Genomic DNA, 14576 nt, shown 5'->3' on the forward strand with positions numbered 1-14576 from the left:
CCGCGCCCGCCGCGAGCCGCCTCGAGGAGACTGTACATGGGCCTGAATAACCAGTGGATGCAACGCGATCTCGCGGTGCTATGGCATCCCTGCACCCAGATGAAAGATCACGAACGACTGCCGCTGATCCCTATCAAGCGCGGTGAAGGCGTGTGGCTGGAAGACTTCGAGGGCAAGCGCTACCTCGACGCCGTCAGCTCCTGGTGGGTCAATGTGTTCGGTCATGCCAACCCGCGCATCAACCAGCGGATCAAGGACCAGGTCGACCAGTTGGAACATGTGATCCTCGCCGGCTTCAGCCACCAACCAGTGATCGAGCTATCCGAACGCCTGGTCAAGATCACGCCCGAAGGCCTGACCCGTTGCTTCTACGCCGACAACGGCTCGTCATGTATCGAAGTGGCGATGAAGATGAGCTTCCATTACTGGGTTAATCGCGGCCGTCCCGAGAAGAAGCGCTTCGTGACCCTGAGCAACAGCTACCACGGCGAAACCATCGCCGCGATGTCGGTGGGCGACGTGCCGCTGTTCACCGAAACCTACAAGGCGTTGCTGCTGGACACCCTCAAGGTGCCAAGCCCCGACTGCTATCACCGCCCTGAGGGCGTGAGCTGGGAAGAGCACTCGCGCACGATCTTCGCGGCCATGGAACAGACCCTCGCCGAGCACCACGACAGCGTGGCCGCGGTGATTGTCGAACCGCTGATCCAGGGCGCCGGTGGCATGCGCATGTATCACCCGGTGTACCTGAAATTGCTGCGCGAGGCCTGTGACCGCTACGGCGTGCACTTGATCCACGACGAAATCGCCGTTGGGTTCGGCCGTACCGGGACGATGTTCGCCTGTGAACAGGCCGGTATCACGCCGGATTTCCTCTGCCTGTCCAAGGCCCTGACCGGCGGCTACCTGCCATTGGCGGCGTGCCTGACCACCGATGAGGTCTACAACGCGTTCTACGACGACTACCCGACCCTGCGCGCCTTCCTGCATTCCCACAGCTATACGGGCAACCCGCTGGCTTGCGCGGCGGCGTTGGCGACGCTGGACATCTTCGAGCAAGACAACGTCATCGAAAACAACAAGGCCCTGGCCTCACGCATGGCAAGCGCCACCGCGCACCTGGCCGACCACCCCAACGTGGCCGAAGTGCGCCAGACCGGTATGGTGCTGGCGATCGAGATGGTCAAGGACAAGGCCAGCAAGACCGCCTACCCCTGGCAGGAGCGTCGCGGCCTGACTGTGTTCCAGCACGCCCTTGAACGCGGTGCGTTGTTACGGCCACTGGGCAGTGTGGTGTACTTCCTGCCACCGTATGTCATCACGCCCGAGCAGATCGACTTCCTGGCCGAAGTGGCCAGCGAAGGCATCGACATTGCCACCCGGGACAAGGTCAGCGTGGCGGTGCCTGAAGATTTTCATCCGGGCTATCGCGATCCGGGCTGAGCCTGAGCAACAGCCATCGCGGGCAAGCCTTGCTCCCACAGCAAGTCCACTGTCCTAGTGGGAGCAAGGCTTGCCCGCGATGGGGCCGGTGGCATTACCCGAGATTTTCATTTTTACAGAGATCCAGCATGAGACTGTCCCGCTTCTTCATCGACACCCCCCTGAGTCTTGGCGAGCACGAACTGCCCGAGGCCCAGGCCCATTACATCAGCCGTGTACTGCGCATGGCCGAGGGGGATGCGGTGCAGGTATTCGACGGTTCGGGGCAGGAGTTCAGGGGTATCCTGGCCGAAGTCGGCAAGAAACATGTGCGGGTACAGGTGAACGAGCAGTTCGACGGACAACCGCAATCGCCGCTGCACATCCACCTCGGCCAGGGTCTGTCCCGGGGCGAACGCATGGACTGGGCCATCCAGAAAGCCACGGAGCTGGGCGTCAGCGAGATCACGCCGATATTCAGCGACCGCTGCGAAGTGCGCCTCAAGGACGAACGCGCCGACAAACGCCTGTTGCATTGGCGTCAGGTGGCGATCAGTGCCTGCGAGCAATGCGGTCGCTCGACCGTGCCGCTGATTCACCCGCCGTTGCTGCTGGCCGACTGGCTGAAGCAGACCGACGCCGAGCTGAAACTGGTCCTGCACCCGGTGGCCGAGCCGCTGGTCAGCCATGCCCGGCCATCGACTCTGGCGTTCCTGATTGGTCCCGAGGGCGGATTGTCCGACGCCGAAGTCGAACAAGCCAAGACCGTCGGCTACCACGCTGCCCGTCTCGGCCCACGCGTGCTGCGCACCGAGACCGCGCCGGTGGTGGCCCTGGCGGTGGCGCAGCAGTTGTGGGGGGATTTCTAAGGCTGGAATGCGAGCGTTTCCTTGTGGGAGCCGCTACTGCACCGGATCGCTCACAGGCGTGGCAATGATCGCCTTCAGCTCAGTGGTCATCGGGAACTCCAGATTCAATCCCTTGGGTGGAATCGGTTTCTGGAACCAGCGGTCGTAGATGTCGTTGATCTCCCCGGATTTGTACAAATCCCCCAGGGTCGCGTTGACCAGCGCCAGGAATTGCGGATCATCCTTGCGCACCATGCAACTGTAAATTTCCCGCGATTGTTCTTCGCCTACCACCACCCACTTGTGCGGGTCACGAGCCTTGGCCCGCTCGCCATACAGCAGCGCATCGTCCATGTAGAACGCCGCGGCCCGACCCGTTTCGAGCATCTGAAAGGCTTCGCCGTGGTCCTTGGCGCTGATGACGAACATGTCGGTCTTGTTGTCCTGGTTGTAGCTTTTCAGAAAACGTTCGTTGGTGGTGCCGGCGGTGGTGACCACGTTTTTACCGCGCAAGTCGGCAAAGCGGTGGATGCCGCTGTCCCTGGCCGTCAGCAATTGGCCCTTCACGTAGATAAAGCCATAGGAGAACGCCACTTGTTTCTGCCGCTCCGCGGTCACACCGGTGGAGCCGCACTCCAGGTCCACGGTGCCATTCTGCACCAGTGGGATGCGGGTCTGGGACGTGACCAGGTTGTACTTCACGTCCAGTTGCGGCAGCGCCAGTTGAGTCTTGATGCGCTCGACGACCTTGTTCGCCAGCTCCACCGAATAGCCCATCGGCTTACCGCTGCCGTCACCGATGTAGGAAAACGGCACCGATGCATCGCGATAACCCAGAGTAATGCTTCGACTGCTGGCGATCTTCTCCAGGGTGCCGGTCAGGGGCTCTTGCGTCGCGTGGGCCTGGAAGCTCAACAACAGGCTCAGGGTACAGCCGATCAACGTGTGTTTTGGCATTGTTATTCTCCGTTGCGGGTGGGTCAGGCGGCACGGGGCGCGAGGCCCCGCAGATCGATGGACGGTTCGCGCTGGCGGATCAGTTCGCTGAGCAGGCGGGCGCTGCCGCAGGCCAGGGTAAAGCCCAGCGCACCGTGGCCGAGATTGAGCCACAGGTTAGGGTAGCGGGTGGCACCGATCAGCGGCACGCCACTGGGGGTGGCCGGGCGCATGCCGGCCCATTCGCTGGCGTGCTCGTAATCCGCGGCCTGGGGAAACGTTTCCCGGGCCTGGCGCTTGATCAGGGCCAGGCGCCGAGGGTCGGGCGTCGGGTCGAAGCCGACGATGTCCACCATCGCCGCCACCCGCCATTGTTCACCGATACGGGCGTAGACGATTTTGCGGTCATAGTCGGTGATGCTCAGCTCCGGTGCTCGATGCCGAGCGCCGATGGGCGCCGTCAGGCTATAGCCCTTGAGCGGATACAGCGGCATTTGCACCCCCGGCAGTCCCAGGGCCGCACTGCGGTGGCCGGCCGCGATGACGAGGTTGTCCACGGGTAACAACTGCCCACCCGACTCCAGCGCTCGTACCCGGCCGTCGGCGTGGTGAATCCTGGTCACTGTCCGCCCCATCAGGAACTCGCAACGGCCCGAGGCCCGCAAACGGGCCGCCAATTGCTGGCAAAAGCCATGACAGTCGGCAACTTCTTCATCCGGCGTGTAGATGCCGCCCACGTAGGGCACGCCGTTCAATGCCGGTTCCAGGCCCACGCACTCGGCGGCGCCCAGCACCTGTTGATGGAAGCTATCGGTCACCCGCTTGCGGGCATGTTCGAAATGTCCGGCATCGCGGAACGTGACCAGTTTGCCGTTGCGCCGCCAATCAAAGCCATCGAGGCGGTCATCTTCACGCCAATCCTGCAAGGTAGACTGGCTCAGCAACGCCAGGCGCAACAAATGAGCACCGTTACGTCGGTTGATCGACGTCCGGCACGCGCCGATGAACGAGGCCATCCAGCGCCACTGCGCCGGATCCAGGCGTGGCCGCAACTTGAGTGGCGAATCACCGCGCAGCATCCAGCCCAATGCCTGCCATGGCACACCGGCATCCGCCAGCGGAGCGACGTAGCGGTAGGACAACTGGCCGCCATTGGCAAAACTGGTTTCGCTGCCCAGGGTGTCCCGGGCTTCCAGCAACGTCACGTCGATACCCTCACGCACCAGCGCATAGGCCGTCGTCAACCCGACCACGCCGCCACCGATGATGCAAACCCGCTGAGCCATGTCCGTCTCACACCTGTTTCGAATGGCCTCAGATTAGGGGCAGGTGACAGCCACTGAACAATCAATAAAGATGCACCGCCTATAAGCAAAGGTTATGGAGTTGCCATGCGCCTTCGTCACATCGAGGTTTTCCAGGCGATCCGCCAGACCGGTTCCATCAGTGGTGCCGCGCAGTTGCTGCATGTCTCCCAGCCGGCGGTGACCAAGGTGCTGCAGCATGCCGAGCAGCAACTGGGCTTTGCCCTGTTCCTGCGGGTTCGCGGTAAGTTGCAGGTCACGCCCGAAGCGTTGGCGCTGGAGCGTGAAGTGGACAAGGTCAGCGAAAGCCTGCAAGGCGTGCGACGGCTGGCCCAGAGCCTGCGCCGCGCGCCGGGTCATCGTCTGCGCATCGGTGCGACGCCGGCCCTGGCCCTCTCGCTGCTGCCTGAGGCCGTTCATCAATGGACCCAACGTCACCCGGACATCGTCTGCGAATTGTCCAGCGCCCATAGCCGCGAGCTGGTCCAGAACCTGTTGATGCGCGAAATCGATGTCGCCCTGACGTTGCAACCGCCCGAGCATCCCGGACTCAAGGCCCAGGCCCTGGCCAACGGCGTATTGGTGGCGTTGGCACCGAAGGGGCATTGGGACGAAGCGGCGGTCGGCACGCCGATGCCATTACAGGCACTGGCCAATGCGCCTCTGATCGGCTTGTCCAGTGCCGACCCCCTGTCCGCCAGGCTCGACGGCTACCTCGAGTCCGTGGAGCCGCCACCGCGGGTCAGCATCGCCGTGCAGACTTACTCACTGGCCCGGGCCATGGTGGAGTCCGGCGCCGGATTGGCGGTGATCGACCCGTTCACGGCGCTGGGCGCTTCGGCCAGCCGCACGGCCATCCGACCGCTGTCGCCACCGCTGCCCATATCCCTTTATGCCGTGACCCGCGCCAACGAGGCGCCGGTGCACACCCTGGGCGCGCTGCTGGAGATTTTCGCCTCGCGGGCACAAGCGCAGCTGGATCGCCTTTCCACCTAGAGAACGTAAAACAGAATCGCCACGAAATGCAGCAGGCTGCCGGCGATCACGAACAAATGCCAGATGCCATGGGCATGGCGCAGTCGCTTATCAAGCGCAAAAAAGATGATACCCACGGTGTACAACACACCACCCGAGGCCAGCCAGGCGAATCCGGCGCTGCCCAGCGCCGCCAGCAAAGGCTTGACCGCCACCAGCACGATCCAGCCCATTACGGCGTAGATCACGATCGACAGGATCCGTGCTTCGGAACGCGGCTTGATCTCCTGCAGGATCCCGATCAGCGCCAGCCCCCAGACAATCCCGAACAAGGTCCAGCCCCATGGTCCGCGCAACGTCACCAGGCAGAACGGCGTATAACTCCCGGCAATGAGCAGGTAGATCGAAAAGTGGTCGACCTTCTGCATGATCGCTTTCTTGCGCCCGCGCACGCTGTGATAGACGGTCGAAGCGCTGTACAGCACCAGCAAGGTAAATCCATAGATCGCCACGCTGACGATCTTCCACGGATCGCCGGCCATCCCCGCAATCACCAGCAACCACACCGCACCGATAAACGCTGCGACCGCCCCGACCAAATGGGTCCAGGCATTGAGTCGTTCCCCGTGGTACATCCATCCCCCTCACATTCCCGAACATGCGCCAAGGCTCGGGCCTGGCGCGTCAAAGTGCAATGGTTTGCCACAAGATAGGTCTCCCAGAGGTATTGGGGCACAATCGGATGACACGACCAAGAGCCCCGCCCATGCTGATCGACGAAGAATTGACCCTGAAGAAACTCGAGGTGTTCCTGGCCTTCATGCGCACCGGCAACCTGGCGCGGGCGGCGGCCGAGTTACAGACCAGCAACGTCAGCGTGCATCGGGCCATCCATTCCCTGGAGAGTGCCTTGCGTTGTCCGTTGTTCAAGCACGAAGGACGCAACCTCACGCCGTTGGAGAGTGCCTACGTGCTTGAAGAACGAGCGCAAAGGCTGATCCAGGACGTGGTCGACAGCGTGCGCCTGACCCGCGAAGCCGCCGGGTTCTCCGCCGAACGCTTCAAGCTCGGTTCGCTGTATTCGCTGACGGTCAAGACTGTGCCGCAGCTGATCATGGGTTTGAAAATCCGCCGCAGCGAACTCAACATCGACCTGATCATGGGTTCGAACATCGACTTGCTGTACAAGCTCAAGAACATGGAAGTCGACGCGATCCTGGTGTCCCTGGACGACAGCGTCAACGACCCGGACTGCGAGCACATCGCCCTGTTTTCCGATGACATTTTCCTCGCCACACCGGCAGACTCGCCGTTTGCCCAACGGACCGAAGTCGACCTGGCCGAGGTGCGCGACGAGACGTTCATCACCCTGACCCAGGGCTTCGCCACGCATCAGGACGGGATCAGAGTATTCAGGCAAGCGGGGTTCGAGCCGAAGGTGGCGATGCAGGTCAACGACATCTTCACCCTGCTGAGCATGGTCAGCTCGGGGGTGGGTTATGCCCTGCTGCCAGGGCGGATTGCGGCGGTGTACGAAAACCGGGTGAAGTTGATCCCATTGCAGGAAAAGTACCGGTTGCAGCAGCACATCGGCGTGGTGTTCCTCAAGGCCAAGGAACGCGATCCGAACCTGCTGGCATTACTTGCCGAATGCCGGATGTATGCCAATCGCCAGGTTTGAAACGGTGGTGCCTTCAACGCGAGCAGGCTCGCTCCCACAATGTCCGCGGAGGGAGGGGCACCACCGCCCCTCTGTGGGAGCGAGCCTGCTCGCGATGGCGTCATGACAAGCGCAACATCAGCCGGAACCTAGCCAACAATCCCGCGAACAATGAAAAACAGCAACGAAGGCCCCAGCAGGCAGCCAAGCCCGGTGTGGAACGTTGCCGTCAACGCACCGTACGGCACCAGTCGCCGATCCGTCGCGGCCAACCCGGCCGTCACCCCGCTCACGGTTCCGGCGAGCCCGCCGAAGACCATGGCCGAACGCGGATTGTCCAGGCCCATCCAACGTGCCGCCACAGGGGTGCCGACCATCACCAGGATCGCCTTGATCAACCCGGTGGCAATCGACAACGCCATGACATCGGAAGTGGCACCAATCGCCGCGCCGGTCACTGGCCCAACGATATAAGTCACCGCGCCCGCGCCAATGGTGGTCATGCTCACCGCATCGCGATAGCCGAACGACCAGGCCACGCTCGCACCGACAATAAAGGGCAGGATCGTGCCCAGCAACAGCGCGACGACGCCAATCATCCCGGCCTTCTTCGCTTCGGTAGCCTGGACCTCGAACGCCGTGGCGACAATGGCGAAGTCACGCAGCATGGCCCCGCCCATCAGGCCAATGCCGGAAAACAGCGACAGATCCGCCAGACCTTTCTGCCCACCGGTCATGGTTCCACCCACCCAGGCCAGCACCAGGCCAATGACGATGGCGATTGCCGAGCCGTGAATGCGTCCGAAGGTCAGGCGTTTGGACAACACTACCGACACCCACATGATCACGCCGACGAAAGCGAACGCCGTGATCAGGCCGTTATGTTCCAAGCCTTTCTCGATGAGATCCCACATATCAGCGACCTCCTACAGGCGTGCCGAGGGGCGTCACTTCGGTCGGTTCGTCGGGCAAGGGTTCGCCCTTGTGGGTCCGGCTGATCAGCGCAATGGTCACGCCGCACAGCAACACCGAGCCAATCGCCCCCAGTACAGCCACCGGGCCGCCGTGCAAGGCCGTGACAACATTCTGTTGCGCGGCCATCGCGACCACCACCGGAATGTACATGGCGCCCCAGAAGGCGACGCCCATCTCGCAATCCTTGGTCATGCCGCCGTGCCGGTGCATCCACAAGCGCGCGCAAATCAGCAGGATCATTGCAATGCCGACTCCGCCGACGTTGGACTTCACCCCCAGCAGCACGCCCAGCATGTCGCCCAGGATCACCCCTGTCAGCGTACAGATCGCCAACAGTGCCACACCGTAAATAATCATTGTCGTAGTCCTCAAAATGCATCGTCGGGATTGTTGTTTTTGTCGTTCGAAGCCTGAGTCGGTGGTCTAGAGTCGTTGGCTTCCCTCCTCACGCAACAGGGCCTGCAAGGTGTCGAGCCGCGCACCGTCGAACGCAATGACGGTGCCCTGTTCGAACACCCGGCGGGCCAGCCCGGTCAGCACCGCTCCGGGCGGCAATTCGATCTGCAGGCGCACGCCGCGCTCATAGGCGCTTTGCACGGTGCCGCGCCAATCGACGACGCGGCACATATTGAACGCCAGGTCGTCGCGCAGGGCCTCGGTGCTCATCACGGGCCGGGCACGGCTGCCGCTGAGGTAACCCAGGCCAGGCAGTTTCAACGACACATCGCTGAACGCCTCGGCGAGCGTTCGCGCCGGAGCCTCCAGCAACGGGCAATGGGACGGTACGCTGACGGCCAGCCGACACGCTTTCGCGGCGCCTTGGCTCCGTGCCTGTCCGGCGACGATGGCCATGGCCTCTTCGCTGCCGGCGATAACCACCTGATTATCGGCATTGATGTTGGCCAGGTAGACCGGTGTTGCATCACTGTGCACCTGGGCCAGCAACGTCTCCACCGTCACCAGCTCCAGGCCGATGATGGCGGTCATGCCGTAGCCTTTTGGATATGCCTGCTGCATCAATTCGCCCCGCAGGCTGACCAGCCGCAAGGCATCGGCAAACCCCAACGCACCCGCCACCACAGCCGCCGGATACGCACCGATGGACAGCCCCGCCACGTAATCCGGCGCAGGCGCCTGTTCCAGCAAGCGCCGGGACGCCGCTACGCCAGCGATCAACAGGCACAACTGCACCGCACGGGTCGATTGCAACGCCTCAGCGCTGTCCAGTTGCTTCACGTCCTCACCCAGCACCTCGCTGGCTTCCTCCAGGATCTGCGGTGCCAGCTCACGGAGCATGCCCGCTCGCTGCGCACCCTGGCCGGGGAACACGAACATTTTCATGGCATCGGCTCCAGCGACGGCTGCCAGGGATCGCACACCAGGCGCGCCTGCCGATTGTCCTTGAGCAGCACCCGGCGCGCCGGACCGGCCCACTCCCTCAACGCGACGGCACCGTGGGGCGTTTGCAACTGCATGTCCACCACGCACACCGACGCATCCAGTTGCGCGAGCAGCTCACGGGCATGACCGCGATCCAGCGGATGCGGCATGCGCAGGATCAGGTCGAGGTCGCTGCGCTCATGCAACGCTTCGACGCCGCTGGCGAGTTCGAACCCGGCGGCGCCGCTGACCCCCCACACCCAACTGCAACCATCGAGCACCGGCCTCAGCCGGGCCAATGCGTGCAGCGCTGGCAGATCGCGGACCAAGACAGCGTGGCCGAGATCTTCCGGCCTGACCCGTCGGGTAATCGCGGACTTCGCCATCGTTGTGGCATAACGCTGCTCACGCAAGCGTCCACGAACCCCGACGGCGATACGGTTCGCTGCCGTCGTGGCGCGCCGGACCACCACCGGTTGACCGGCACCCAGGGCTTCGTACGCCCACGCAGGTGCGTCCACCGGCAAGTGCTCCGGCGTCATGCCCCACAGCAGGTCGTGGGCCAGGAACGTGTTCACCACTGTGCTCTCAACAATTGGCGAACCTTGCTCGAGGCCATGCGATTGGCGGCGCCCAGCCGCCCGCGCAGGTCCCGCGGACCGGTTTCGACGTCCCGGATGGCCTGGATGAGGCATTCGTGGACCCGCGCCAGGTCCGCCGCCGACGGTTGCTCGATCCGTTCCACCGACAGGGTTTCCCACAACAGCCCAAGGCTGGCATAACTGTCGATGTCATAGGCCATCGGCGGCACGCTGGCGGCCAGGGCTTCCAGCGCCTCGACACTGCGCAGGGTCACCCGCGCCGCCGAAGCCTTGCCCATGGCGTGGACCATCACCCCTGGGTCGCGCAGCGCAATCAAACGGTTGGCTTGATACCCATGGGCCAGGAACGCACCGGACATCGCCTTGCCCACCAGCAGGCCGATCACCGGATGTCCACCCAGACGGGCGCGGGCATAGCAGTCCGCCGCCCCGGCCAGTGCCTGATGGATGCCCAGGGCTTCTTCCCGACGGCCATAGGCCTGGCTCGGAACGTCGACGATGGCGATCAGCGGCCGCTTGACCGGCGCATCACGGTCGGCTTCCATGGCATCGTTCACGGCCTTGGCCAAGCCCCAACCTTCCAGCAAGCCAACCTCACCGTTGCGCGCCCGAGGGAAACGGTTATCCGGATCGGCCACCACCGCCAACAGGCGCACGTCTTGTCCGCCCAATTGGGTGTCGGCCACTTTCAACGAAGCCGGCAGGCCTGGAAGCGGCCTGACGCCGTTGCTCAACGCTTCGAACCAGCGCAGGCCTCTCAACGAATACGAACTCATGAGCGTTCTCCCTGATACAGCTGGCGAACCGCTGCCGGTTCGATTTGCGCCTCGGTGTCCAACCGCCCCAGGCGTCGCAGGAACAGTTCGGCCTGGCTACTGCGATGCTCAGCGGGCACGCCCAGGTGCAGCAACTGACTGACCTGCTGGCGAATCTGTGCAACGTCATCACTGGCATAGCGATCCACCAGACCAGTGGCGAAACGCTGTTCGCCACCGGTCAGGCTCCAGATGAACGGACGGTCCCGGGCGTCATATTCCTCGATACCGGCCTCCTGCTCGATCACCTGCGGGCCGTTCAGGCCCAGCCGCGCTTCCTGGGTGACCAACAGGTAACTGCACAGGCCGGCGGCGATGGACATGCCGCCAAAGCAGCCGACGCTCCCGGCCACCACGCCAACCACCGGTTGATACTGGCGCAGGTCGACGATGGCCGAGTGGATTTCCGCGATGGCCGCCAACCCGAGGTTGGCTTCCTGCAAACGCACGCCGCCGGTTTCCAGCAGCAGCACGGCACGGGTCGGAATTGCTTTGCGATTGTCTTCGGCGGCCAGCTCCAGGGCGCCGGCGATTTTCGCCCCGCCGACTTCACCGAGGCTGCCGCCCTGGAACGCTCCTTCGATGGCGGCAATCACCACCGGCAGGCCATCTAGGGTGCCCTTGGCGATCACCACGCCGTCATCGCTTTGCGGCACCACGCCCTGGCGCGACAGCCACGGCGACATGACCCGTTGGAACGGATCGAGCAGCTCGCGGAATGAGCCGTCATCGAGCAAGGCCTGGGCCCGTTGCCGGGCGCCCAGCTCGACGAAGCTGCGTTTATTCAAAAGCGTTGTGCTGTCAGTCATGACCGATCTCCTCGAAACCCTGTTCCAGGCGCAGGCGCACCACGCCGGGGGTGGCGCCGAAATCGTGGATATCAATCGCCAGCGCCGGTGGCGTCTGGCCGTCAAACATGCGGGCGAAGAGATGCTGCCAGCGTTGCTCGCTGCCATTGACCGAGGTCTGCACCTGGATGGTCAACTTGCCCGCCAGCCCGGGCTCGATCAGCACTTCCAGGTCGCCCGAGCCAACACAGCCCACCAGCGCCCGGCCCCGTGGCGGCTGCCCGGCGGGGAATTCAAAGGATAAGGTTTCCATCAGCACACTCCTGGGAAGAAGCCATCGCCACGCTCGACACGGTCGAGCAGCAGGCAGGCGGCGAGCAGGTCCGCAGCGCCGCCGGGCGAGGCGTTTAAGGCAATCAGTTGTTGGTCCAGCGCGTGCAGTTGGCGACGACCACCGAGGCTCGCACAGCCGCCAGCGTCGAGTACGGCTCTGGCACCTTGTTGCATGGCCTTAAGGCCCGCTTCGCCGGCGCGATACAGCACGCAGGTGTCGGCCAGGGTGGTCATGATCGCCAGCAAGGCATCGAGCCGGGCGTTCTGCTCCCCTGCCCCGGCTGCGCGACTGCGCTTGAGTTGCGGCAGGCCCAGGCCCGTCACGGCCGGGAAAGCCAGCTGTGCTTCTTCACGGGCACCACGCACTCCGTAACGCTGGGCGACCTGGGCGCCGTGGCTCAAGGGTCTTGGCGCGTAGCGGTCGTCGAGCAAGGCCAGGCGTGCTGCGCGCAACGTGACGGCGCCCGCAACGCTGGATTCAGGTTCCAGCGCGGCGGCAGCGACCAACAGGCCCAAGGCCCAGATCGCGCCGCGGTGCGTGTTCACGCCGCCCGTGGTGGCAAGCATCGTGGCTTCGCCTTCGCGGCCGATCCGTCCGAGGGCTTCGCGCAGCGGCAGGCCGATTTCAGCGTAATCGATGGCAGCCTCGGCCATTTCCTTGAACGCCGGCCACAGCGACAGCGCCGAGGCGTGCATCAGGCCCAGGTGCAGATCGGTATGGGCACCGCTGCCACGGCGGTCCACCAAGGCCGGTTTGGGCGACAGGTCGGCTTCGTCGATCAGCGCGTCGACTGCCAGGTCCGCCAGGCGCTCGGCCAGGGACAGCGTGTCGGGTTGCCGGTTGAGTGCGTGCATTTACCAGCTCCTGAATTTGGCGGGGGGGTTGTAGAGGCCACCGGACCACTCCACCAGATCGGCCACGCTTTTGGCGGCGAGCCATTCGCGGGTGGCGTCGGTGCGGCGGATGCCGAGGTCTTCGGGCAAGGCGATCAAACCTTCACGACGCATGCGGGCCGTCTCTTTCGGGTTGTGCCGCAGGCCGATGGCGGTGACGCCGGCCACAGCCGCGATCATGGCCTGGCGCTCTTCCAGGGAGCGGGCCTTGTACAGGTAGGCAATGCCTTCCTCGGTGAGCAGATGGGTGACGTCGTCGCCATAGATCATGATCGGCGCCAGGGGCATGCCGGCTTTCTTCGCCACATCCACTGCATCGAGGGTGTCGACGAAGGTGGGTTTGCCGCCTTCCTGGAACGTCTCGACCATCTGCACCACCAGTTTCTTGCCGCGCTCGAGCAGTGGTGCGTCGCCATCGCCGTGGCGCATGTCGAGCCAGGCCGGCGTGCCGTGACGCCGGCCGCGCGGATCATGGCCCATGTTCGGCGCCCCCCCGAAACCGGCCAGCCGGCCACGGGTAACGGTGGAGGAATGACCGTCGCCGTCCACTTGCAACGTGGCTCCGATGAACAGGTCCACCGCGTATTGCCCGGCCAGTTGGCAGACCATGCGATTGGAGCGCAGCGAGCCGTCATGCCCGGTGAAGAACACGTCGGGCCGGGCGGCGATGTAGCGTTCCATGCCCAGTTCGGTGCCGAAGCAATGCACGCTTTCGACCCAGCCGCTTTCGATGGCCGGGATCAGGGTCGGGTGCGGATTGAGGGTCCAATTACGGCAGATCTTGCCCTTCAGGCCGAGGGATTCACCGTAGGTCGGCAGGATCAGCTCGATGGCGGCGGTGTTGAAACCGATGCCGTGGTTGAGGGACTGAACGTTGTGTTTTTCATAGATCCCGCGGATCGCCATCATCGCCATCAACACATGCACCGGCTTGATATGGCGTGGATCACGGGTGAACAGCGGTTCGATGTAGAAGGGCTTATCGGCCACCACCACGAAATCCACCCAGGATGCCGGGATGTCGACTCGCGGCAGGTCGCTGACGTCGTCCACCAACTGGTTGACCTGGACAATGACAATGCCGTCGCTGAAGGCCGCCGGCTCGATCAATGCCGGGGTGTCTTCGGTACTGGGGCCGGTGTAGATGTTGCCGGCCCGGTCAGCCATGAAACCGGCCGAGAGCACCACGTTGGGGATCAAGTCCACCACCAGCCGGGCGTAGAGCTCGATGTAGGTGTGGATCGCGCCGATTTCCAGCAGGCCGTCCTCCAGCAACTGGCTGATGCGCAGGCTCTGGGTGCCGGCGAAGGAAAAGTCCAGCTTGCGGGCGATACCGCGCTCGAACAGATCGAGGTGCTCGGAACGGCCGACGCTGGGCATGATCATGTGCAGGTCGTGCAACTTAGAAGGGTCGGTCTTGGCCAGAGAGCGCGACAGAAAATCCGCCTGCTTCTGGTTATTGCCCTCCAGCACCACGCGGTCACCCGGCAGGATCAACGCCTCCAGCGCCGCGACGATTTTGTCGGTGGGCAACACCACACCGTCGGCAAGCCCCTTCACCAGTTCGAGCCGCCGCTGCTTCTCGCTGCGCCGCCGCGTCCAGCGCGAGTCGGGGGATATTGTTGTTGTCATGACCACTCCACG

16 protein-coding genes are annotated in these 14576 nt (G+C 63.8%); 4 read left to right on the top strand and 12 right to left on the bottom strand.

The genetic code is table 11. The annotated features are described in order from the left end of the window. The first annotated feature begins 36 nt into the window (after positions 1 to 36). Together LCU97_RS13285 and LCU97_RS13290 are read left to right on the top strand one after the other, a co-directional pair. Positions 37 to 1443, top strand: a complete 1407-nt coding sequence (locus LCU97_RS13285; RefSeq protein ID WP_232776748.1) for an adenosylmethionine--8-amino-7-oxononanoate transaminase — start codon at positions 37 to 39, stop codon at positions 1441 to 1443. A gap of 128 nt (positions 1444 to 1571) precedes the next feature. Continuing rightward, positions 1572 to 2291 (top strand): 16S rRNA (uracil(1498)-N(3))-methyltransferase, encoded by a 720-nt coding sequence (locus LCU97_RS13290; protein WP_232776750.1) that lies wholly within the window; start codon positions 1572 to 1574, stop codon positions 2289 to 2291. 33 nt (positions 2292 to 2324) lie between these two features. Here the strand turns inward: LCU97_RS13290 and LCU97_RS13295 are convergent, their stop codons facing one another. Beyond that, positions 2325 to 3227 (bottom strand): transporter substrate-binding domain-containing protein, encoded by a 903-nt coding sequence (locus tag LCU97_RS13295; RefSeq protein ID WP_053148188.1) that lies wholly within the window; start codon positions 3225 to 3227, stop codon positions 2325 to 2327. Between the two features lie 23 nt (positions 3228 to 3250). After that, positions 3251 to 4492: a D-amino acid dehydrogenase gene (locus LCU97_RS13300; RefSeq protein ID WP_232776753.1), complete on the bottom strand. Its 1242-nt coding sequence runs from the start codon at positions 4490 to 4492 to the stop codon at positions 3251 to 3253. 105 nt (positions 4493 to 4597) lie between these two features. On the opposite strand from LCU97_RS13300, the gene LCU97_RS13305 reads away from it, so the two are divergent. Then, positions 4598 to 5506, top strand: coding sequence for a LysR family transcriptional regulator (locus LCU97_RS13305; protein ID WP_232776755.1), 909 nt, complete (start codon positions 4598 to 4600; stop codon positions 5504 to 5506). Here the strand turns inward: LCU97_RS13305 and trhA are convergent. Beyond that, positions 5503 to 6120, bottom strand: coding sequence for a PAQR family membrane homeostasis protein TrhA (gene trhA / locus LCU97_RS13310; protein WP_053148194.1), 618 nt, complete (start codon positions 6118 to 6120; stop codon positions 5503 to 5505). The two genes, LCU97_RS13305 and trhA, sit on opposite strands and share 4 nt — an antisense overlap. 131 nt (positions 6121 to 6251) lie before the next feature. On the opposite strand from trhA, the gene LCU97_RS13315 reads away from it, so the two are divergent. Next, positions 6252 to 7166: a LysR family transcriptional regulator gene (locus LCU97_RS13315; protein WP_232776757.1), complete on the top strand. Its 915-nt coding sequence runs from the start codon at positions 6252 to 6254 to the stop codon at positions 7164 to 7166. Between the two features lie 128 nt (positions 7167 to 7294). On the opposite strand, the gene madM is transcribed toward LCU97_RS13315, so the two are convergent. The 9 genes from madM to mdcA form a co-directional block, all read right to left on the bottom strand. After that, on the bottom strand, positions 7295 to 8059 hold the full coding sequence (madM, locus tag LCU97_RS13320) for a malonate transporter subunit MadM (RefSeq protein WP_053148198.1): 765 nt from the start codon (positions 8057 to 8059) through the stop codon (positions 7295 to 7297). Between the two features lies 1 nt (position 8060). Then, complete coding sequence (gene madL / locus LCU97_RS13325) at positions 8061 to 8477, bottom strand: malonate transporter subunit MadL (RefSeq protein ID WP_053148200.1); 417 nt, start codon at positions 8475 to 8477, stop codon at positions 8061 to 8063. A gap of 66 nt (positions 8478 to 8543) precedes the next feature. After that, the gene (gene mdcH / locus LCU97_RS13330; RefSeq protein ID WP_232776758.1) at positions 8544 to 9461 is read right to left on the bottom strand and encodes a malonate decarboxylase subunit epsilon; all 918 of its coding nucleotides are present in this window, start codon (positions 9459 to 9461) and stop codon (positions 8544 to 8546) included. Further along, on the bottom strand, positions 9458 to 10081 hold the full coding sequence (locus tag LCU97_RS13335; protein ID WP_232776759.1) for a malonate decarboxylase holo-ACP synthase: 624 nt from the start codon (positions 10079 to 10081) through the stop codon (positions 9458 to 9460). Before LCU97_RS13335 ends, mdcH begins: the two co-directional genes overlap by 4 nt. Beyond that, the gene (gene mdcE / locus LCU97_RS13340) at positions 10075 to 10878 is read right to left on the bottom strand and encodes a biotin-independent malonate decarboxylase subunit gamma (protein WP_232776760.1); all 804 of its coding nucleotides are present in this window, start codon (positions 10876 to 10878) and stop codon (positions 10075 to 10077) included. The genes LCU97_RS13335 and mdcE overlap by 7 nt, the downstream gene beginning before the upstream one ends. Beyond that, on the bottom strand, positions 10875 to 11726 hold the full coding sequence (locus LCU97_RS13345; protein ID WP_232776761.1) for a biotin-independent malonate decarboxylase subunit beta: 852 nt from the start codon (positions 11724 to 11726) through the stop codon (positions 10875 to 10877). The genes mdcE and LCU97_RS13345 overlap by 4 nt, the downstream gene beginning before the upstream one ends. Then, the gene (locus LCU97_RS13350) at positions 11719 to 12018 is read right to left on the bottom strand and encodes a malonate decarboxylase subunit delta (RefSeq protein ID WP_053148210.1); all 300 of its coding nucleotides are present in this window, start codon (positions 12016 to 12018) and stop codon (positions 11719 to 11721) included. The genes LCU97_RS13345 and LCU97_RS13350 overlap by 8 nt, the downstream gene beginning before the upstream one ends. Further along, positions 12018 to 12893, bottom strand: coding sequence for a triphosphoribosyl-dephospho-CoA synthase (locus LCU97_RS13355; RefSeq protein WP_053148212.1), 876 nt, complete (start codon positions 12891 to 12893; stop codon positions 12018 to 12020). The genes LCU97_RS13350 and LCU97_RS13355 overlap by 1 nt, the downstream gene beginning before the upstream one ends. After that, entirely contained in the window at positions 12894 to 14564 is a 1671-nt protein-coding gene (gene mdcA, locus LCU97_RS13360; RefSeq protein WP_053148214.1) for a malonate decarboxylase subunit alpha, read from the bottom strand. Between the last annotated feature and the right edge of the window lie 12 nt (positions 14565 to 14576).

The sequence above is a fragment of the Pseudomonas uvaldensis genome (assembly GCF_021271205.1).
Taxonomy (GTDB): domain Bacteria; phylum Pseudomonadota; class Gammaproteobacteria; order Pseudomonadales; family Pseudomonadaceae; genus Aquipseudomonas; species Aquipseudomonas uvaldensis.